Genomic DNA, 22141 nt, shown 5'->3' on the forward strand with positions numbered 1-22141 from the left:
CAGGAATGTCGGCATAAACGTGGAATTATTTAGCATGAAATTCATATATAAATATTTCAGAAAAAGCCCGGGGGTCAGAGGACTGCATGCATACCAGAGTAGAGAAAAGACGAACAATCAGGACTGCCTTGGTGGGAATCTTGTTTTTTGTTGCGGTTCAGATCGTTCAAACTGCATTTTTATACAGTAATGATGGCGCCGGCTGGTTCAAGACGGTTTATGTCCTTGCCGGCTGGAGCAGCGTAGCTGTCAGCTTTGCCGTGTTCGCCCAAGGATGGCTGTTATTTTCGCACAAACTGTCGCGGCATAGGCTGTATACGGCTGCGCTGTTTTTGTCTCTGGCTGTGTTTGACTTTTTGCAGACGGTCAGCTTGCTCGGAATTCCTCTATTCGGCTATGCATTAAACCAGGACGATGCCATGTGGCTGCTTATCATCTCCAAGGGGGCGTGCGCCCTCGGGCTCCTGTCGATTTATAATCTGAAAGACACGATGGTGTCGATTACCCATAAACGCTTCGCATTTATGATCACGTCGGTCGTGATCGTATTTGGTGTGCTTGCCTTTTTCCTGTGGCATCAGAAACTTCCTTTGCTGATGAACCATGGTAGTATCAATTGGCTCAAAAAATATTTGGACCTGGCGATCATTGCGGTATGCCTGATTGGCATCGGATCGATTATGTACCGGGGCAGAAAGGACCGGGCCCCATCGCTGCTTATTATTATCCGGGCGCTGATATACTCCGCTCTCGGACAGGGGCTGATGATGACGGCGAATCATACATACCAGTGGAATTACCTGCTTGGCACCCTTTCCGGAGGTGTGGCTTACTATCTGATGCTCAAAGGGGTTTACCGCCTGACGATCGAGGATCCATTCCGGGAACAACAGCGGGTGGAGGCGCGGATGAACTATCTGGCGTTCCATGATGACCTGACGGGACTTCCGAACAAACGCCGGTTGACTCAGCGGATTTCCAGTAAGATCAAAAATGCAGGTCATGAAATGACAGGGGTCGTCGTTTTTAACGTCAACCGCTTCAAAAATATCAATGATTCTCTTGGGCATCAGGCGGGGGACCGGATTCTGCAGCTTGTCGGCAACCGTCTCAAACGGAATACCCGGTCCAGGGAGGAAGTGTTCAGTATGGGCGCCGATGAGTTCGCCATCATCCTGCCTGCGCTTGCCGGCGTGGAAGAGGGGATGGAGCGGACCCGCTATTTGCTGAAGCTCTTTGAAAAGCCCGTCGTCATCGAGGAAAATGATTATCATATCACGCTCTGCGCAGGGATGGCGGTCTTTCCGCAGGACGGAGACACGGCCGAGGAGCTGATTCAGCATGCGGACACCGCCGTTCATCATGCCAAAGACTATGGAGTCGACGTCCGTCACTTTGTCCCATCCATGCAGATGAAGGCGAAGGAGCGGCTCCGCTTGGAGAACGACCTGCGTAAAGCAATCGAGCGGGAAGAGTTTTACCTTGAGTACCAGCCGCTCGTTCATTTGGAGAGCAGCGAGATCGTCGGTATGGAGGCGCTGCTGCGCTGGCGGCATCCGAAACGGGGATTCGTTTCGCCGGCCGAATTCATTCCGCTGGCAGAGGAGAGCGGTCTGATCGTTCCTCTAGGCGAGTGGGTTCTCCGCACGGCTTGCATGCAGAATAAAAAATGGCAGCAGGCGGGGTATAAGCCGATCTGCGTATCGATTAATCTATCCATGCGCCAGTTTCTTCAGCCCCAGCTGGCTGAACGCATCGGGTCCATCCTGGAGGAAATCGGCTTGGATCCAAAGTACGTCGAGCTGGAAATTACGGAAAGCATGACGTTTGACAAGGAGACGGCCTTTGACCAGCTTCGGCGCTTGAAGCAGCTCGGCGTCTTCATCAGTATCGATGACTTCGGGACGGGGTACAGCTCGCTGCATTACTTGAAAAACATGCCGATCGACCGGCTGAAAATCGACCGTTCCTTCGTCCACGAAGTGATGAGCGACCATAACGATGCGGCGATCGTCTCCACGATCGCATCAATGGCGCATCATCTGCAGCTCAAGGTAACGGCCGAAGGCGTAGAGAATGAGGAGCAGCTCCATTTCTTGAAAGAACAGCGCTGCCACGAGGGACAAGGCTACTATTTCAGCAAGCCGATTTCGCCTGAGGATTTCGAACGGACCTTTCTGCTGAATTAAAAAAGTATTGCAATCCCGCGGCATCCGTGGTATATTATTTCTTGTCTTCACAAGATGATATATCTTGAATGCAACGGGATGTAGCTCAGCTTGGTAGAGCACCTGGTTTGGGACCAGGGGGTCGCATGTTCGAATCGTGTCATCCCGATACTAGACATTCACCCTGAGAAAGTACGAGATTCGCCTTGGCGGCTTTGCTTTTACAGGTGATATGCGGGTGTAGTTCAATGGTAGAACTTCAGCCTTCCAAGCTGATAGCGTGGGTTCGATTCCCATCACCCGCTCCATATTAGTTAAAACAAACAACGCCGATGGCGTTTTTTTATTTTGGAGCGGTTGTGTGGGAGAGAACCCACGCGCGTGGGTGCGACCGTCCGTGTAGGCATCTATGAAGGGACTGATCAGGACGCGCGTCAACATCTACCTTGAGGGCGAGCTGAAGGCTCGCTGTTGGATCGGGATGTTGAGTATTCCCATCACCCGCTCCATAAACAAAAAGGGTAACGCCGGAAGGCGTTTTTTTGTTGTTGAGCGGTTGTGTGGGAGAGAACCCACGTGCGTGGGTTCGACCGTCCGTGCAGGCATCTATGAAGGGACTGATCAGGACGCGCGTCAACATCTACCTTGAGGGCGAGCCGAAGGCTCGCTGTTGGATCGGGATGTTGAGTACCGTCCGTGCAGGCTCCCTTTTTTATGCTATATTTTTCCTTGCTTTATCCAAGTCCAAATTCGATATGAACCAAACAATGCCGCAAATAGTATAAGAAGCAGCATGAATACCCAAATGCCAAGTCGATTGATATCTCTTAGACCATCTGCATTAATAAGTATAAAGGTTCCAACACCTAAAAAAAGAAGATACATAAAAACGTTTGGAATAATCCAGCCAATCCTGAGTTTAATGTTTTTATTGTTCAACATATCCACCTCCATATGACACCATCTTACGAGCTTTTGAGTAATCTGGATATTATAAAAATTAGCATCTTACATGCCTCTACAGGACGCGCGTCAACTTCTAGTTGAGGGCGAGCTAAAGGCTCGCTGTTGGAACAGGATGTCGATTACCGTCCATGCGGACATTTACCCCGCACCATAGATGAAAAGGGCCGGAGATCCATGGATCTCCGGCCCTTTTTTATACCCTCGGTTACAGCGTGACGCGCGCGTGGCCGAGAAAATGCATGACGGCGGCGAAGCCTGCGCCGATCATCGTTCCCCGGCTGCCAAGCCGGGAGAAGGTGATCTCGAGCTGCTGCTTATGGTAAGGCAGCGTCCGCTCCGCGACGACCGCCTGCATCGGTCCGGCCAGCCAATCCCGGGCTTCGGACAGCGCCCCGCCGATCACGATGAGCTCGGGATTGAAGCTGTTGATGAGGTTGGTTACGCCGATGCCCAAATATTTGCCCATCTGGGCGAATTGTTTCCGGGCAGCCTCGTTTCCCTCGGAAGCCAGGCGCACCAGCTCCGGCGTATTGTGGGCCGGCAAGGCAGTGCCGGCCGTATCGTACGTTTTCTCCGAGGCGTAGAGCTCCCAGCAGCCCCGGCTTCCACAGGTGCAAGGCCTTCCGTCGGCTTCGATGCACATATGGCCGGTCTCGCCGGCGTACCCGCGCGCGCCTTTGTACAGCTCTCCTCCGATGATAATGCCGGAACCAATACCGGAGCCCGCACTGATGTAGAGCAGGTGGCGCACATCTTTTGCTGCCCCGAAATTCAGCTCGCCCTGCGCGCCGGCGTTCGCTTCGTTATCAATGGTGACAGGCACCGAAAAGGCTTCCTCCAGCAGCTGGCGCAAATGAACCATTTCCCAGCCGAGGTTGGGAGCAAATAAAACGATCCCGTTCTCATCCACCATGCCGGGCACACCCACCCCGATCCCAACGGTGCCGTATGGCGTGTCCGGAGCCGTTTCCATAAGATTGGAGATCACCTTCTTCATGGCTTCAAGCACATAAGACAAATCGTGACGCGCAAGCGTATGATCCCGCTCTTCCAGTACGTTGCCTCCCAGGTCGCACAGCACGGCCGTCAGCTGCTTCACCCGCAGCTCAATGCCGATGACGGTGCCGGCCATCGCGTTAAAATGCAGCAGCAGCGGCTTACGCCCACCGCTGGACTTGCCCGGCCCGACCTCGGTGACCAGCTGCTGTTCGCACAGCTCGGCTACCAAATTGGAGACGGTCGCCTTGTTCAGACCGGTCATTTCCGATACCCGGGCTCTGGAGAGGGTGGAGGAATGCTTGCGGATCGTGTGAAGCACAAGCGAGCGGTTTATTTTTTTGACCAGAGCCTGGTCGCCGGTGACTTTCATGTATATCGCACATCCTTCGAGTTATCCCATTAGCACATAATCAATTAGTCTAGAGCCATCCGCGGCAAAAAGCAACCCGAAATCACCTTTTCAAAAAAACTTTGTTTAACCAATATACAAAGTCAAACCGATGTGTTACTATGTTCCTGTAAACGTTTGCGACAAGCAAATTTTGAGGAGGATTATACATGGCATACTTTGAGAACGTTGGGAAGATCGCTTATGAAGGAAGCCGTTCGACCAATCCGTACGCGTTCAAATTTTATAACCCGCAAGAAGTGGTAGCAGGCAAAACGATGGAAGAGCATCTTCGCTTTGCGATGGCTTACTGGCATACGCTGACTGCCGGTGGTTCCGATCCGTTCGGCGTAGAGACCGCTGTCCGCAGCTGGGACAAATACGACGGCATGGACAAGGCCAAAGCCCGTGTGGAAGCCGCTTTTGAATTTTTGGACAAAATGAACCTGCAGTTTTTCTGCTTCCACGATATCGACATCGCACCGGAAGGAAGCAGCCTGCGTGAGTTCTACAGCAACATCGACACAATCGTCGACCTGATCAGCCAAGGCATGAAGACCTCTGGCAAGAAGCTGCTGTGGAACACCGCCAACATGTTCACAAACCCACGCTACATGCACGGTGCCGGTTCTACTTGCAACGCGGACGTGTATGCCCATGCTGCAGCCCAAGTCAAAAAAGGCCTCGAAGTCGGCAAACAGCTCGGTGCGGAAAACTACGTATTCTGGGGCGGACGCGAAGGGTATGAAACCCTGCTGAATACGGACCTCAAGCTTGAAATGGACAACATGGCCCGCCTGTTCCACATGGCTGTGGATTATGCGAAGGAAATCGGCTTTGACGCCCAGTTCCTGATCGAACCAAAACCGAAGGAGCCGACGAAGCATCAGTACGACTTTGATGCGGCGACGACGATTTCATTCCTGCAAAAATACGATCTCGACAAGCACTTCAAGCTGAACCTGGAAGCCAACCATGCAACGCTGGCCGGACACACGTTCGAGCACGAGCTTCGCGTAGCCCGTATCAACGGTATGCTCGGATCCCTGGACGCCAACCAGGGCGACATGCTGCTCGGTTGGGATACCGACGAGTTCCCGCTGAACATTTACGATTCCACGCTTACGCTGTATGAAGTGCTGAAGAACGACGGTCTCGGCAAAGGCGGCATTAACTTCGACGCCAAAGTACGCCGTCAGTCGTTTGAGCCGGAAGATCTGTTCCTGGCGCATATCGCAGGTATGGATACTTACGCAAAAGGCTTGAAGGTAGCCGCTAAGCTGATCGAAGATCGCGTGTTCGACGACTTCATCGACAAGCGCTACGCCAGCTTCAAGGAAGGTATCGGCGCAGACGTCGTATCCGGCAAAGCGACCCTGGCTTCCCTGGCCGAGTATGCGCTGAACAATGAAAATCCGCGCCGCAACGAGTCCAGCCGCCAAGAGCTGCTGAAAGCTCAGTTGAACCAGTACATCCTGGCTGAGTAGAAGCAAGCATCAGGCACAGCTGTTACAAAACCGATCATGAAATCTCTTTGAAATGCAACGAAGGTTGCCTGAAGAAAGCTTCTTCGGGCAGCCTTTTTTTGAACCGGATTTCCATGCGGAACATCCTTGGTTAGTCGTTGATATCCATTCGATCCATACAGGAGGAAAAAGTATGAAATACGTTATTGGTGTTGATTTGGGAACAAGCGCCGTCAAGACGGTACTGGTGAATCCCCAGGGAGAAGTCGTGCACGAGCACTCTGAAGCTTACCCGCTGAGCAGACCTGAGCCGGGCTGGAGCGAGCAGAATCCGGAGGATTGGGTGGACAAGACGCTGGTCAGTCTCCGCAGACTATTGGAAAAGTCGGGTGCCGACCCGCAGCAGGTGGAGGGCCTCAGCTTCTCCGGCCAAATGCACGGCCTCGTGCTGGTGGATGCGGAAGGCAAGGTGCTGCGTCCGGCCATTCTATGGAATGACACGCGCACGACAGCGCAGTGCCGCAAGATCGAGAACACGCTGGAATCAAAGCTCCTCGGTATTGCCAAAAACCGCGCCCTGGAAGGCTTTACGCTGCCTAAAATTTTGTGGGTGCAGGAAAACGAACCGGACGTTCTATCCCAAGCCAGCTTGTTCCTGCTGCCGAAGGATTACGTGAGATACCGGCTCACCGGCGAATATGCGATGGATTACTCCGACGCCGCGGGCACGCTTCTGCTGGATGTCTCGGGCAAAACATGGAGCCAGGACATTGCCGCAGCATTTGATCTGCCGCTGTCGCTCTGTCCTCCGCTCGTGGAATCCTTCGATCAAACGGGCACGCTGCTGCCTGACATCGCCGAGGCGTCCGGCCTGCTGCCGTCGACCAAGGTATTCGCGGGCGGAGCGGACAATGCTTGCGGCGCCATCGGTGCGGGCATTTTGCAGGAAGGGCAAACGATGTGCAGTATCGGCACATCAGGCGTCGTCCTCTCTTTTGAAAGCCGCAAGGAACTGGAGGTCGACGGCAAGCTGCATTTCTTTAATCACAGCGAAAAGGACGCGTACTATGTTATGGGCGTCACGCTTGCGGCCGGTCACAGCCTGACCTGGTTCAAGGAAACGTTCGCCAAGGAAAAAAGCTTCGATGAGCTGCTTGAAGGCATCGGGTCCATTCCTGCAGGCAGCAGCGGCTTGCTGTTCACACCGTACATTTCCGGGGAACGAACCCCGCATCCGGACGCGGATATCCGCGGAAGCTTTATCGGCATGGACTCCGGCCACACGCTTTCCCATTTTGCCAGAGCGGTGCTTGAAGGCATTACGTTCTCGCTGCGGGAATCGATCGACATCGTACGCGAATCCGGCAAAGAGATCCATGAGGTCGTGGCCATTGGCGGCGGTGCGCGGAACGAAACGTGGCTGCAGATGCAGGCGGATATTTTCAACGCGACGATCATCAAGCTCGAAAGCGAGCAAGGCCCGGCGATGGGAGCGGCGATGCTGGCTGCATACGGCTGCGACTGGTTCCCGTCGCTGACGGACTGTGCGAAGGCGTTCATCCGCCCGGCCAAAACGTACGCGCCAAATGCGGAGCGGGCCGAATTGTACAGCGGCTTGTTCAGCCTGTACCAGGAAGTATACAGTCAAACCCGCGAGCTGAACCGCAAGCTGGTTCCTTACCGAAACTAGGAAGCCGGTGCCTCCCTTGCGCGGATGAGATGCGGAAAGCCCTGCTTAATGTCTAATTTAGACATGATTTTTTATCGAATTTTCGGGGTACTGCAATCGCTTTCAGAACTTTAGAATAAGGTTAGATCATCAATACCTTGCCTATATGGCGGTAAAAATAGCGGGGAATACCCGAGACTGCGGACCGGAAGGCTCTGTTCGGCTTGGCGTGTGCTGCCAATAACGTTTTGACAGATCATTCAATTAAAATGCTGAAAAGCAAATAGGGCGGGAAGTCCGATCCAACACATCGGGCTTCCCGTAATTTCTTAAGAGATCAGAAAGTATAGACTCCAGAGCCATTGCTTCCTGATCTCGCAAGAAAAACCTCCTCTAGAAGCGGTCTGTCTCCTTTGAAGGTACGTCGATAGACGTTTTTCTTCAGAGATCAGAAAGTATAAGCTTCGGAGCTTCTGCTTTCTGATCTCGCAAGAAATACCTCTTCAAGAAGCGGTCTATCTTCTTTGAAGGTACGTCGATAGACGTTTTTCTTCAGGCAGCCTGATATACGAAAGCACACGCTTCGGCCGCCGGTCCGGCAAGGTACTCGACGAAACAACCGTTCATCGCGGATAAAGGGAGAGATAAGCGTGGAGCAGAGCAGCAAACGCACCGTCAATAAAAGGCTGTGGTACCGCAAGCCGGCCTCCGTATGGGAGGAAGCGCTGCCGATCGGAAACGGACGGCTGGGAGGCATGGTGTTCGGCGGGGCGGAAGAAGAGAAAATTCAATTGAACGAGGACACGCTGTGGTCCGGATTTCCCCGGGACACGGTTAATTATAATGCTCTGCGGCATCTGGAGCCGGCCAAGGCATGGGTCGCCGAGGGCCGGTATGCCGAAGCGGAGGCGCTGATCGAATCCGGGATGCTGGGACGACGCACGGAATCCTATCAGCCGCTCGGCGATTTGCATTTTGCGTTTGGCCGCATGGATCAAATTAACGATTACGTGCGGGAGCTGGATTTGGAGCATGCGGTCGCATCGGTTTCTTTTCAAACCGGCGGGGTGCGCGTCATCCGCGAAGCTTTTGTCAGCCGGCCGGATGAGGTTATCGTCGTCCATTTCCGGGCGGAGCCCGCAGAGAGCGGGGGTTCGGCCGGGAAGGCGGAGCTGCCGGAGTTGACGGCATGGCTCACCTCTCCGCATCTTAGCAATGTGAGCGCGGAGCCGGCGTCTTTGGTCCTGACAGGACAAGCTCCGTCGCATGTCGCGGACAATTACTTGGGGGATCATCCTCAGTCGGTTCTCTATGAAGAAGGACTGGGACTCCGGTTTGCAGCCGTGCTGACGGCGCGGACCGACGGAGAGGTGCAGACGGAAGAAGGGCGGCTGCGGATCGAAAAAGCGAGCACGGTCACCTTTGTGCTGGCTGCGGCGACCGATTTCGCAGGCTTTGACGTCATGCCGGGCGCATCCGGCATCGATCCGGTACGCTTGTGCCGGGAACATGCCGACGCGGCGGACAGTGATTATCTGCATCTGAAACAGCGGCATTTGGATGATTACCGCGCGCTGTTTGACCGGGTGGACCTGCAGGTGGGGCTGAGCCCACAGCTGCCGCAGGCTGAAGCGGAAATGCCGACGGACGAGCGCCTGCAGCTGTATCGCCAAGGAGGAGTCGATCTGGCCCTCGAAACGCTGCTGTTCCATTATGGACGCTATTTAATGATTGCCGGTTCGCGTCCGGGTACGCAGGCGCTGAATCTGCAGGGCATTTGGAATCCGCACAAGCAGCCGCCTTGGAACAGCAATTATACGACGAACATTAATGCCGAAATGAACTATTGGCCGGCCGAGGTGTGCGGTCTGGGAGAATGCCATGAGCCGCTCTTCGACCTGATCCGGGAATTGAGCGTCACCGGCAGCCGGACCGCGGCGATCCATTACGGTGCAAGAGGCTGGACGGTACATCACAACACCGATTTGTGGCGGATGTCGACGCCTTCGGATGGGCGGGCCATGTGGGCGTTCTGGCCGATGGGCGGCGTGTGGCTGTCCAGACATCTGTGGGAACGGTATGCGTTCCGGCCGGATGCGGCCTACCTGCAGGAGGTGGCGTATCCGCTGATGAAAGGAGCCGCCTTGTTCTGCTTGGACTGGCTTGTCCAGCTTCCAGACGGACGATGGACGACGGGTCTCTCGACTTCACCGGAGAACGTCTTCCTGACCGAATCGGGAGAGCCTTGCAGTACGGCTGCCGGATCGGCGATGGATATGGCGCTCATTGACGAGCTGTTCGGACACTGCATCAATGCAGCTGAAGTGCTTGGGATTGATGAGGATTTCCGGCAGGAGCTGTCTTCAAAACGGGAGCGGCTGGCACATCCCGGCATAGGTCCGGACGGGCGGATGCGGGAATGGGAGCGAGATTTCGGCGAGAATGAGCCGGGGCACCGCCATGTATCCCATCTGTACGGAGTGTACCCGGGAGACGCTGTAAACGAGAATACGCCGGAGCTGATGCAAGCCGCCTCCTTGTCGCTGAAGAAGCGGATTGAGGCGGGAAGCGGGCACACGGGCTGGAGTGCGGCCTGGATCTTTAACCTGTACGCGCGGCTTAAGGAGCCGGCGAACGTATACCGCTCCATCCGGCGGATTCTCAGCGACTCCAGCCTGCCGAACCTGTTCGGCAACCACCCGCCGTTTCAGATTGACGGCAATTTCGGTTATGCGGCCGGCGTTGCGGAAGCGCTGCTGCAAAGCCACCAGGGCGAGATCCGGATGCTGCCGGCTCTGCCGGAAGCCTGGAACGAAGGGGAAGCCAAAGGACTGCGGGCGCGAGGCGGCTTCGTGGTGGACATGAAGTGGAGCGCTGGAACGATCGAGGAAGCAGGAATAACCTCCACGCATGGCGGGACCTGCCGGATCGCGGACCATTCCCTGTACCGGGTGCAAGGACCAGATGGGCAGGAGCTACCGGCTGACGGATTTATTACGGCAGCAGGCGAAACATACCGCATTACACCACGGGACAAGGAAAAGGTATCGGTGAGTTGAAGCTGAGGCTGAAATGAAAGCTAAGGAAGCCGAAGGAAGCAGGAGATAACCGAATAAAACCGAAGAAAACCGAAGAAAGCCGAAAAAACCGTAGGAAATCTTCTACGGTACAAGAAGCCGGTGAAGACATTTTATTTGTTACGGGCTAAGAGTTACAGGCTAAGTCACGAGCCAAGGTTACGGGCTATCGACGAATCAACAAGAGAAAGGAAGTGGGTACGTGATTAACGATAAGCTGCCTAAGATTTGGTATGGCGGAGATTATAACCCTGAACAGTGGGGGCCTGAGGAATGGAAAGAGGACCAGCGGATGTTCAAGCTGGCCGGGATCGACGTGGCGACGATCAACGTCTTTTCCTGGGCGTTAAACCAGCCTGACGAGGACACTTACGATTTCGGGTGGCTCGACGAAACGATGGACCGTCTGCACAAGGACGGCGTTGGCGTCGTACTGGCGACGAGTACTGGGGCGCATCCGGCCTGGATGGCCAAGAGGCATCCGGATGTGACCCGTGTCGATTTTTACGGACGGAAAAGAAAGTTCGGCGGAAGGCATAACTCCTGCCCGAACAGCCCGACTTACCGAAAATACTCCCGCTTGATGGCGGGCAAGCTCGCCGAGCGCTACAAGGATCATCCGGCGCTGCTGCTTTGGCACGTATCCAATGAATACGGCGGTTTCTGTTACTGCGACAACTGTGCCGCCGAATTCCGCGTTTGGCTGCAAAAGCGTTACGGCACCCTTGATGCCGTCAACGAAGCATGGAACACCCGCTTCTGGGGCCACACTTTTTATGACTGGGACGAAATCGTGCTTCCGGACGGGCTGAGCGAAGAGGGGGAAGGCAACGTCAGCGCGTTCCAGGGCATTTCCCTGGATTACCGCCGGTTTATGTCCGATAGTCTGCTGGAATGCTACAACATCGAGGCGGAAGCGATCCGCGAGCATTCGAAGGACGTGCCGATCACGACCAACCTGATGGGTTTGTTCCCGCTGCTCAACTACTTCGACTGGGCGAAGCATATGGATATCGTCTCGTGGGATAACTATCCGTCTCTGACGACGCCGGTCAGTGAAACCGCCATGACGCATGACTTGATGCGCGGCCTGAAGCACGGGGCGCCGTTCATGCTGATGGAGCAGACGCCGAGCCAGCAGAACTGGCAGGCATACAACTCACTCAAGCGTCCCGGCGTGATGCGACTGTGGAGCTATCAGGCCGTTGCCCGCGGCGCGGATACGGTGATGTTCTTCCAAATGCGGCGCTCCAAGGGCGCCTGCGAGAAGTTCCACGGTGCTGTCATTGAGCATTCCGGTCATGAGAATACGCGGGTATTCCGTGAGGTGGCGCAGCTCGGTGAGGAGCTGGGCCGTCTTGGAGACACGCTGCTGGATGCTGTGACGGAAGCTAAGGTTGGCATCGTGTACGACTGGGAAAACCGGTGGGCCATGGAGCTCTCGAGCGGTCCGACCGTTGAGCTGAATTATGTGCGCGAGGTGCATAAGTTTTACGACGCCCTCTTCAAGCAGGGCATCGAGGCGGACATGATCAGCGCCCAAGCCGACTTCAGCAAATACGACATCGTGATCGCGCCGGTCATGTATATGGTCAAGCCGGGCTTTGCCGAGAAGTTGGAGGCTTTCACCGCTGCCGGCGGCACGTTTATTACGACGTTCTTCAGCGGCATCGTGAACGAGACCGATCTCGTGACCCTCGGCGGATATCCGGGCGAACTTCGCAAGCTGCTCGGCATCTGGGCGGAGGAAATCGACGCACTGCCGCTCGGACAGTACAATGAAATCGTCATGAAGCAGCCGTACGGCAAGCTCACGGGCAGCTATAAATGCGAGATGCTGTTTGATCTCATCCATGCCGAAGGCGCGGAAGTGCTGGCCGAGTATGGCTCGGACTTCTACAAAGGCATGCCTGCGCTCACAGTGAACCGCTTTGGCGAAGGTAAAGCGTACTATGTGGCGACCAGCGCGGACAGCGACTTCATGGAAGGTTTTCTCGGGGCCGTCTGCGCCGAGAAAGGCGTTCAGCCGCTGGTGCCGGAGCTTCCGGCCGGCGTAGAGGTTGCCCGCCGCGTGAAAGAAGGACGTTCGTTCCTGTTCGTGCTGAACCATAACGCGGAGAGTGCGACAGTCCGCACGGGGGACGTCAAACGCCGGGATCTTCTCAGCGGCGTAACCGTGGACGGGGTGGCCGAGGTACCGGGACGCGGCGTCCTGATTCTGGAGGAAGCAGAGTAAAGACAAGGTATCGCGGCTAAAATACGGTTCCACTCCAATACAAGCAGGCTTTGCGGGACATCCCGGCAAAGCCTGCTTTTTTGTAAGGGCAATTTACTGCACCCATTGATTGCGTATGGCCAGCACGACGGCCTGGGTGCGGTCCTCGGCCCCGATTTTTTGCAGGACGCGGTGAACGTGGGTTTTGACCGTGCTTTCGCTGATGTGGAGCTTGGCGGCGATATCTTCGTTTTTCAGGCCGTAGGCCATTTCCTGCAGCACTTCCAGCTCACGGTCAGTCAGCGGGTCCGGCAGGGACAGCCGCATGTCCTGCCGGTCTTGGAACGATTCCGTCTGGCGCAGCGCCTCCGAAATCATCCGGGCCGCGGCTCCCGTCCGGTAGATGGCTTCGCCGCGGCTCGCCGCTCTGATGGAATGGAGCAGCTCCTCCGGCGCCGCATCCTTCAGCAAATAGCCGACGGCTCCGGCCCGAATGCCTTCGTACACGTATTCCTCGAGATCGAAGGTGGTGAGGATGATGACTTTGCACTCCGGCACCTGCCGCCGGAGCTCCCGTGTCGCCTCGATCCCGTTCATGCCGGGCATTTGCACGTCCATCAGGGCGATATGCGGCCGCGTTCGGAGCGCAAGGTTTACGGCTTCGCGGCCGTCACCCGCCTCCCCGCACCATTCCATGTCCGGCTGCGCCTTAATAATAAACCCGATGCCGTGTCGGATCAGGGGCTGGTCATCCGCGATGATGGTGCGGATACGTTCTGGGTCCATATTAGCATTCATTCCCCTCTGTTATTGGGTGTCGCTGTGGAAAACGGCAGGCTTGCGGTAATCTCCAGGCCATGGGGAGCGAGGGAGGTGACCGTCAGGCGTCCGCCGGCTTTTGCACATCGCTCCCGCATGGCGGTCAGTCCGAATCCCGGCTGGATTGGACCTTGCGCCACGCCGTTATCCCGGATGGTCAAGACCAGGCCTTCCTTGTTACCTATAAGCCGGACCTCAGCTTGGGTGGCCTGGGCATGGCGCATCATGTTGGTCAGTGCCTCCTGAAGGATGCGGTAAAGGACGTACAGCTGCTCCGGGGCGATGGTGCCGGGGATATCCATGGTAAAGGCCACCGGAATCCCGCTTCGCTCACTGAAGGCGTCCGCCAGCTTCCTGAGCTCCTTCAGTCCTTCACCGGGCCGGACGAGCCCCATTTCGTGAACGACCGTTCTGACGTCCTGAAGGCATCCACGGGCCACATCCGTCACTTGCTTGAGCGTCGAGCGGGCTTCGTCCGGCGCCGCTTCGATCATATACGGCAGCGCCTGCAGCTGCACGATCACGGAGGTCAGGCCGTGACCGATGCTGTCATGGATATCGGCTGCGATCCGGCTGCGCTCCTCCAGTACCGCATAGCGCAGAGCCTGCTCGGAAGTCTCCTCCAGCTCTTCGTGAGCTTGGCGCAGGCTGCGGTAAGCCGCCTCCAGCTCCTGATGAGCGGACGTCAGCTCCTGCAGATGCGTTTCTTTCATCGTTCGGGTCGTTCTGCGTAGCCTGCCGGCCAAAAATAGAAGATAGACCGCCGCGAGAATCAGGCATTGGGTCATCACTGCTTCCAAAGTCTGATGCTGATCCAGCAGGATCCACGCTGCGGCAGCTATATTTAGAACGGTATATGAGGCCGAGTACGATGCCGGCAGCCGGTAGCTCACCCATCCCAGCAGAAAAAAGACGATAATATACAAGCTGCCGTCAAGCCCCAGGATGACCCCAATGGAAGAGATACCAAGCAAAGCACACACGGCAAAAGCGGGAGCCGGCCCCCGGCGGGTAAACCACCGGGAACGCCATTGCAGGCATAGCGCGGCCAACGTCAACAGCACGCCGGGAACGAACGCACGGGGCTCACCGTACATGCCGTTCTGAATCGCGGAATACACGATTAACAAACTCAGCAGCGCCCTTCTGGCCGGATTGGAAGACAGTATTGTTCGTTCATCGTTGCCTGTTTCCATAGCAGGTCTCCTTTAGCTGGCACATGGACGCCGGTGTTTCAGTTCTTTATGCCCGTTGTCCCATCATCGCCTGATATCTCCGGTAAATGACGTACCGGCGTGCGCAGATGGAACCGAGCGGCATGAACATCAGCGCATTGGCGATGTGGTAGAAGGCGTGTGACTGCCCCCAGGACTGTGCAAGCACCCGCAAAACCAGCACGGCGAGAAACAGCAGGATGCTAGCAATGGACCCCTGCACGGTAACTTGGCCGTCCGTTCCCATGCGCATTTTTTCCATTTTACCCCGGATGATACCTGTTGCCAAACCGGCAGCGGCAAACACGGCGAACAGCACGACTTCAACCGGACCTACCGATGCCCACGGGATGGACGAAAGGGCCATTCCTCCCCATAACAAGGGAACGATCCACATGCTGGAAGGGCGGAAGGTTCTTTCCCTTGCGGTAAGCCAAATGACAAGCAGAATGATAATAATATAAGTTGAGTATTGATCCATCGCTAACACCTCATTCATTTTTCGTGATGAGTCCAGCATACCAAGGAGGACCGGCCGCGTAATCGAACCGTGTGGTGATTTTTTTCTGCCGATGTACATCCGGAGATGTACATGACTACGGACGAACAGGTTTGGGCTTTTCTTTTTTCGATAATTTTGTTAAAATGGCAGCAAGCATTTCATCCTGAAGAAAACGAGGTAACCACACAGCCGATGGATAAACATGACTGATCTCTCTAATCTGCAAACCAACTTAATGTTGAAACCATGCAGTTTCTGCGCCTGCCGCAGGGAAGAGAATCGTTATGTCTATTTTCAGAGACTGGATACCTCACCGATGGATACGGATAATGCTTTTTTGTGCGTTTTTGACGTGTTCATGGGGTAATATCGTGCCCGGATCATCATGTTCGGGGCGATATTTCGAACGGGTAAACCCTTTTTTGACATAGACAATGATAACGAATTTCCTGCCGTAGGCGATGCTGCCTGCGGCTTTTTTGATTCGTGAAATGGATCAGAGGCCGGGGCTGGACTGAAACGGCTGGTTTGTCTGAAACGACGGAAATTCAAATTTATGTTTTAAAGGGTGATGCTTAATGTTGAATATCGTAAAAACGAAACATATAGCCAAAGAATTTAAAGGGAAGTCCGTTTTTGAAAATATAGACCTGGAAATCTATGAAGGCGAGAGGTTGGCGCTGTTCGGCGTCAATGGCGCGGGGAAGACGACGCTGCTGCAGATTCTGACCGGGCAGCTGGAGCCGGACCGGGGCACCGTGGAACGCGGGGTCCCGCTGGAGCAGTGGGGATACATGACGCAGACGTCGGAAGAGTTGATGCATCTGACCGCACTGGATGCGGCGGGGCGCGAAAGCGGTGAGCTGTGGCAGATCAAGCGCCGGCTGAAGGAACTGGAGCAGGGAATGGCGACGGGCGAAGTCGGTCCTGAGCTCCTGGAGGAATACGGCCAGCGGCTCGAGCAGTATGAGCTCAGCGGCGGTTTTGACTGGGAGACGGGGCTGGAGAAGCATTTGACCATGCTCCACATCGGTCCCGAGCTGTGGCAGGTCCCTTTTGCCGATCTGAGCGGCGGCCAGAAAACCAGGGTCAGGCTGGCGGCACTGCTGGTCAAAAGGCCGGAGGTGCTGCTCCTTGACGAACCGACCAACCATCTGGACGAGGAGAGCATGAACTGGCTGGAGGATTGGCTCCGTCACTACGAAGGCACCGTCATTGTCGTTTCCCATGACCGGACCTTTTTGGACCGGGTGGTGACAGGAGTCTGCGAACTGACCGAGAGCGGACTGAAAAAATATAAGGGCGGATACTCCGATTACCGGCGGGAAAAGGACCGCGAACTTCGGGAGCAGGAGGCGCTCTATAAGAAGCAGAAGCAGGCCCGGGAAGCGTTGGAGGAATCGATCCGCAAATACCAGGAATGGTTCCACCAGGCCGAGAAATCGGCGGATAAAAATACGGAAACGAAGGCGGCGCTGCCGTACTACAAAGCTAAAGCCAAGAAAAACATCTCCAGGTATCACGCCAAACAAAAAGAGCTGGAGCGGCTCGAGAGTGAAAGCGTGGAGAAGCCGAAAAGCGGACCGAAGGTCAACCTGCAGCTGGGCGAGGGCGGGTTCTCCGCCCGTGTGCTGGTGCGGCTAGAGCAGCTGTCCTTCGGCTACGGGACGAAGAGGCTGTTCGACAAGTTCAGCCTGATCCTCTCCCGCGGCGACCGGCTGGCCGTGCGGGGCCCGAACGGGGCGGGCAAATCAACCCTGCTCAAGCTGATTATGGGCGAGCTTGTGCCAAGCGAAGGAACGGTATGGCAGCATCCGGCCCTGAAGATTGGTTACTTCTCGCAGGAGCTGGAGGTGCTGAACGAAGAGGAGACGCTGCTGGACAGCCTGCTCCGCCTGCCTTCGATGACCGAGACGCATGCGCGGACGCTTCTGGGCTGCTTCTTGTTCAAGCGGGAGGACGTGTTCAAGCGAATCGGGGATTTAAGCATGGGGGAGAAATGCCGTGCGGCTTTCGTGCAGCTGTATTTCTCCGGGGCCAATCTGCTCGTGCTGGATGAGCCGACGAACTATTTGGACATCTCGACGCGGGAAGTGATCGAGGAGGCGTTATCCGCATATCCGGGTGCTCTGGTCGTCGTGTCCCATGACCGGATGCTGATCCGCAAGCTCGCGGACCGGCTGCTGACCGTCTCCCATACGGAAGAACCGCATCTGTTTGAGGGCACGGTTCAAGAAGAGGAGGAGCAGCTGGCCAGGCATAACGGAGCGTTGAAGGAGGATACTGACCGGGAAAACGCCCGGCTGGCACTGGAATGGGAGCTGACCCGGCTGCTGAACGAAGACGGCGGGAGCGACGAGGAGGCTGCGGCACGGATTACGAATATCCGCAGGCTCCGGAGCGAGCTGGAACAGCTCTAATTTGAGGAATGAAGTCTGGTTCCGCCAAAAATGGGCATGCTGAGAAGGGGAACGCCTATTGATTTAGGCGATTCGGACTTGTCAATACAGCTTTTTTTGCCTATAATTATTGACTATAGTCAACGGACTGATCCCGGTGAATGAATGACCCGTATGGATCAGCCATTGCAATCCAATTTATGTGTCAAGATAAATGCGTTGATGGAGATAAGTAAGCAGTGCCTCTTTACAGGGAGGGGACGCCGGAGATTGAGAGCGTCTCTACAGAAACAGGCTGCTGAAATTCCCTCCGGAGCAGTTCCTTGAACGAATCCACGCGCCAGCATGTTTGCTGACAGGATTCCGCGTAGGGGATAACGGTTTTCGATCCGTTACATCGAGTAAGAGTGAGATCAAGCTTGCCAGAGGTGCGCGTGTGCGTATCAAACGGCTTTTCGCTTGTCTAACAAGGGTGGTACCACGGTCTTTTCGTCCCTTTTCGGGAGAAAAGGCCTTTTTGTATTTCTTGGGAATTTTTTCTGAGGATCCCCGCCAAGTACCTGAGCAGTCACCCGGGGCAAAAGCCCTGCTTTGCGGGGCGTTGTTGGTCAAAAATGTATTGGCGATTTCAAGAAGGAGGCAGGAAGTTCATGAAAGAAAAGCTGGAAGCATTGCGGCAGGAAGCGATCGCGCAGCTGAATGACGTGGCTGACGTACAGACGCTGAACGATTTGCGCGTGAAGTATCTGGGAAAAAAAGGGGCGCTGACCGAGATTTTGCGGGGCATGGGCGCGCTTAGCGCGGAGGAACGTCCGCTGATCGGCCAGGTGGCCAATGATGTGCGCGGAGCGATCGAAGGACTGATCGAGTCCAAGCAGCAGGCTTTCCAAAAGGCCGAAACCGAGCAGCGCCTGCAGGCGGAGAAGGTTGACGTTACGCTCCCCGGCCGTAAAATGACCCAAGGCGGCACCCATCCGCTCAACAAAGTCATCCAGGAAATCGAGGAGATTTTCATCGGTATGGGCTACCACATTGCGGAAGGACCGGAAGTGGAGACTGACTATTATAACTTTGAAGCGCTGAACCTGCCGAAGAACCACCCGGCCCGCGACATGCAGGATACGTTCTACATTACCGAGGAGCTCTTGATGAGAACGCAGACGTCGCCGGTGCAGATCCGGACGATGGAGAGCATGCAGGGCAAGGTGCCGGTGAAGATCATCTGCCCGGGCAAAGTATACCGCAGAGACGACGACGACGCGACGCACTCGTTCCAGTTCTACCAAATTGAAGGCCTGGTGATCGGCGAAAACATCCGTATGAGCGATTTGAAAGGCACGCTGCTGCAATTCGTCCGCGAAATGTTTGGACCGAACACGCAGATCCGCCTTCGTCCAAGCTTCTTCCCGTTCACAGAGCCGAGCGCGGAGGTCGACGTAACCTGTGCCAGATGCGGCGGCAGCGGATGCCGGGTGTGCAAGCATACGGGATGGCTGGAAATTCTGGGCTGCGGCATGGTGCATCCGGAAGTGCTGCGCAAGGGCGGCTATGATCCGGAAGTGCACAGCGGCTTCGCGTTTGGCATGGGGCCGGACCGGATTGCGATGCTGAAGTACGGAATCGACGATATCCGTCATTTTTATGGCGGCGATGTGGCATTCTTGAAGCAGTTTGCCCGCATGTAAGCGTAAGGTTAGCGAATACGGGAAGAAGGAAGGGAACGTAAGTGAAAGTATCAACTGAATGGTTATCCGATTATGTATCACTGGAAAATGTAACGGCCGAAGAGCTGGCCGAGCAGATTACGCGCGCGGGCATCGAGATCGACGAGGTTGAGCACCGCAATCACGGCATTTCGAAAGTCGTCGTGGGTTTTGTAAAAAGCAAGGAGAAGCATCCCGATGCGGATAAGCTGAACGTCTGCGTCGTTGACGCGGGACAGGGCGAAGACCTGCAGATCGTCTGCGGCGCGAAAAACGTGGATGCCGGACAAAAAGTACCCGTTGCCCTGGTTGGCGCTCTGCTGCCCGGCGGGCTGGAGATCAAAAAAGCCAAGCTGCGCGGCGTCGCTTCTCAAGGCATGATCTGCTCCGCCAAAGAGCTGGGCATGAACGACAAGCTTCTGCCGAAGGAGCAGCAGGAAGGCATTCTCGTCCTGGAGGAGAACGCGGAGATCGGAACGCCGATCACCTCCGTGCTCGGCCTGGACGACAAGGTACTCGATTTTGACCTGACGCCGAACCGTTCCGACTGCCTCAGTATGCGCGGAGCGGCTTACGAAGTGGCGGCCATTTTGGGCCGTGACGTTAAGCTGCCTGATCCGGAAAGGGAACTGGTTGAGGTCGCTGACGCGGCAAGCAGCCATATCTCGGTCAAAATCAGCTCGCCTGAGCACTGCAGCCATTACACCGCGCGTTATATTACGGGCGTAAAGATCGCGCCGTCGCCGCAGTGGATGCAGAACCGCCTCATGGCTGCTGGCGTCCGTCCGATCAACAACATCGTGGACATCACCAACTATGTCATGCTTGAATACGGTCAGCCGCTGCATGCATTCGATGCGGACCGCCTGACAGGCGGGGCCGTTGACGTCCGCCTGGCCCGTGAAGGTGAGACGCTCGTGACGCTGGACGGCCAGGAACGCAAGCTGGAGCCGCATATGCTGCTCATTACCGACGGCGTGAAGCCGGTTGGATTAGCCGGCGTCATGGGCGGATTGGATTCCGAGGTTACGGACAGCACCGTGAACATTTTGCTCGAATCCGCCAAGTTTGACGGAGGCACCATCCGCAAGACTTCCCGCCAGCTCGGACTGCGCTCCGAAGCGAGCCAGCGCTTCGAGAAGGAAGTCGATCCGGGTGCGGTCATTCCGGCGCTGAACCGGGCTGCGTCGCTGATCGCCCGTTATTGCGCAGGAACGGTTCATAAGGGCATCGTCGAAGCCGGTGCCGCGCAGGCGGAAGAAAAGGTGATTGTTCTGTCCTTCGACAAGCTGAACCGGTTCCTTGGAACGGAGCTGTCGATGCTGGAAGTGAAGACGATTTTTGGCCGTCTGCATTTCCACGCTGCGGATACCGCCCAGGGCATCTTGGAAGTGCAGGTGCCGACGCGCCGCGGAGACATAACGAAAGACGTCGACCTGATCGAAGAAATCGCCCGCCTGTACGGATACGACAATATCCCGACGACGGCGATCGAAGGGCCTACAACGCCGGGGGGCTATACGAAGCCTCAGGCGATCCGCCGCGAAATCCGCAGACTGTTCACCCATGGCGGATGGCAGGAAGTGATCAGCTATTCCTTCACCCATCCGGAGCTGGCCGCGCTGTTCCCGGCCTTGACGGAAGGAAGCGTGCCGGTGAAGTTGTCGATGCCGATGAGCGAGGAGCGCAGCGTGCTGCGTACGAGCATTCTGCCGCAGCTGCTCGATATCGCGGTGCACAACGCGAACCGGAAGCAGTACGATCTGGCGCTGTTCGAAGTGGGCAACGTGTTCTTCTCGCAGGAGGAGACGCTGACGGTTCAGCCAAAAGAGCTGAACGTGCTGTCCTTGCTGCTGTGCGGCAGCCGCGGGCAGAAACAGTGGAACCATGCGCCGGAGAAAGTCGATTTCTTCGACCTGAAGGGTGCCCTGGAGACGCTGTTCGGGGATTTGGGTCTGGAGGGGGCGATCCGGTACGTGGCGAACCAGCCGGCCGGATATCATCCCGGACGTTCAGCTTCCGTCTACCTGATCAATGGCGGCGGAGAGCAGGTGCTGATCGGAACGCTCGGTCAGGTGCATCCCGAATTGCAGCAGGAGCGCGGACTCGGCGATGTGTACGTTGCCGAAATTCTGCTGCAGCCGCTGTACGATCACGCCGATTTCGATATCCGATATCAGGAGCTTCCGCGCTTCCCGGCTTCGGAGCGGGATATTGCAGTCGTGGTGGACAGCGCTGTGGAAGCGGGCTCCCTGCTTGAGACGATCCGCGAAGCCGCGGGCGAGCTCCTGCAGAACGTACAGGTATTCGATGTGTTTACCGGAAGCAAGCTCGGCGAAGGCAAGAAGAGCGTCGCGATTTCGCTCGTCTACCGCCACAATGAGCGCACGCTGACGGATGAGGAAGTCACCGCGGCGCATGCCGGAGTCGTCAGCGCCCTTGAGCAAAAGTTTCAAGCGGAATTAAGAAAATAGCAGGAATTGAATCCAATCACATCGAATCCTTAGACACAGAGATTCGATGTGATTTTTTTATTGGAGAGAACAAGACATCTTA

General features: G+C 56.0%; 13 protein-coding genes, 2 tRNA genes and 1 other annotated feature. Of the genes, 10 read left to right on the plus strand and 5 right to left on the minus strand.

The genetic code is table 11. The features are described from left to right. Positions 1-131: 131 nt before the first annotated feature. The 3 genes from GCU45_RS22825 (at position 132) to GCU45_RS22835 (ending at position 2476) form a co-directional block, all read left to right on the plus strand. Entirely contained in the window at positions 132-2189 is a 2058-nt protein-coding gene (locus GCU45_RS22825) for a putative bifunctional diguanylate cyclase/phosphodiesterase (protein ID WP_244364656.1), read from the plus strand. A 74-nt stretch (positions 2190-2263) separates the two neighbouring features. After that, positions 2264-2337 (plus strand) — tRNA-Pro (locus tag GCU45_RS22830). Positions 2338-2402: 65 nt separating this feature from the next. After that, positions 2403-2476 (plus strand) — tRNA-Gly (locus GCU45_RS22835). Positions 2477-2885: 409 nt separating this feature from the next. On the opposite strand, the gene GCU45_RS22840 is transcribed toward GCU45_RS22835, so the two are convergent. Both GCU45_RS22840 and GCU45_RS22845 read right to left on the minus strand, forming a co-directional pair. Further along, complete coding sequence (locus GCU45_RS22840; protein ID WP_244364222.1) at positions 2886-3110, minus strand: hypothetical protein; 225 nt, start codon at positions 3108-3110, stop codon at positions 2886-2888. A 229-nt stretch (positions 3111-3339) separates the two neighbouring features. Then, positions 3340-4503 carry an ROK family protein gene (locus GCU45_RS22845; protein WP_152400777.1) on the minus strand — a complete coding sequence of 388 codons (1164 nt, stop codon included), beginning with the start codon at positions 4501-4503 and terminating at the stop codon, positions 3340-3342. Positions 4504-4691: 188 nt separating this feature from the next. On the opposite strand from GCU45_RS22845, the gene xylA reads away from it, so the two are divergent. The 4 genes from xylA (at position 4692) to GCU45_RS22865 (ending at position 12969) form a co-directional block, all read left to right on the plus strand. Beyond that, the gene (xylA, locus tag GCU45_RS22850; RefSeq protein ID WP_116232147.1) at positions 4692-6008 is read left to right on the plus strand and encodes a xylose isomerase; all 1317 of its coding nucleotides are present in this window, start codon (positions 4692-4694) and stop codon (positions 6006-6008) included. A gap of 172 nt (positions 6009-6180) precedes the next feature. Then, complete coding sequence (gene xylB, locus GCU45_RS22855) at positions 6181-7677, plus strand: xylulokinase (RefSeq protein ID WP_152400779.1); 1497 nt, start codon at positions 6181-6183, stop codon at positions 7675-7677. A gap of 629 nt (positions 7678-8306) precedes the next feature. Further along, positions 8307-10715 (plus strand): glycoside hydrolase family 95 protein, encoded by a 2409-nt coding sequence (locus tag GCU45_RS22860; RefSeq protein WP_152400781.1) that lies wholly within the window; start codon positions 8307-8309, stop codon positions 10713-10715. 220 nt (positions 10716-10935) lie between these two features. Next, positions 10936-12969 (plus strand): beta-galactosidase, encoded by a 2034-nt coding sequence (locus GCU45_RS22865; protein ID WP_152400783.1) that lies wholly within the window; start codon positions 10936-10938, stop codon positions 12967-12969. A gap of 93 nt (positions 12970-13062) precedes the next feature. Here the strand turns inward: GCU45_RS22865 and GCU45_RS22870 are convergent, their stop codons facing one another. From GCU45_RS22870 to GCU45_RS22880, 3 genes are read right to left on the minus strand one after another with little or no spacing between them, the layout of a single operon-like run. Continuing rightward, positions 13063-13734, minus strand: coding sequence for a response regulator (locus tag GCU45_RS22870; RefSeq protein ID WP_152400785.1), 672 nt, complete (start codon positions 13732-13734; stop codon positions 13063-13065). Positions 13735-13742: 8 nt separating this feature from the next. Then, entirely contained in the window at positions 13743-14963 is a 1221-nt protein-coding gene (locus GCU45_RS22875; RefSeq protein ID WP_152400787.1) for a sensor histidine kinase, read from the minus strand. Positions 14964-15009: 46 nt separating this feature from the next. Beyond that, positions 15010-15462, minus strand: coding sequence for a CcdC protein domain-containing protein (locus tag GCU45_RS22880; protein ID WP_167527199.1), 453 nt, complete (start codon positions 15460-15462; stop codon positions 15010-15012). 599 nt (positions 15463-16061) lie between these two features. Between GCU45_RS22880 and abc-f the strand changes: the two genes are divergently transcribed. The 3 genes from abc-f to pheT all read left to right on the plus strand — a co-directional run bounded on the left by abc-f (position 16062) and on the right by pheT (position 22059). After that, a complete protein-coding gene (gene abc-f / locus GCU45_RS22885; protein ID WP_152400790.1) occupies positions 16062-17903 on the plus strand; it encodes a ribosomal protection-like ABC-F family protein in 1842 nt (613 codons plus the stop codon). Positions 17904-18092: 189 nt separating this feature from the next. Further along, positions 18093-18382, plus strand: a binding site (T-box leader). 150 nt (positions 18383-18532) lie between these two features. Then, complete coding sequence (gene pheS / locus GCU45_RS22890; protein ID WP_145025495.1) at positions 18533-19567, plus strand: phenylalanine--tRNA ligase subunit alpha; 1035 nt, start codon at positions 18533-18535, stop codon at positions 19565-19567. Positions 19568-19608: 41 nt separating this feature from the next. Beyond that, complete coding sequence (gene pheT, locus GCU45_RS22895) at positions 19609-22059, plus strand: phenylalanine--tRNA ligase subunit beta (RefSeq protein ID WP_152400792.1); 2451 nt, start codon at positions 19609-19611, stop codon at positions 22057-22059. Positions 22060-22141 lie beyond the last annotated feature (82 nt).

The sequence above is a fragment of the Paenibacillus cellulositrophicus genome (genome assembly GCF_009363095.1).
Lineage (GTDB): Bacteria > Bacillota > Bacilli > Paenibacillales > Paenibacillaceae > Paenibacillus_AQ > Paenibacillus_AQ favisporus.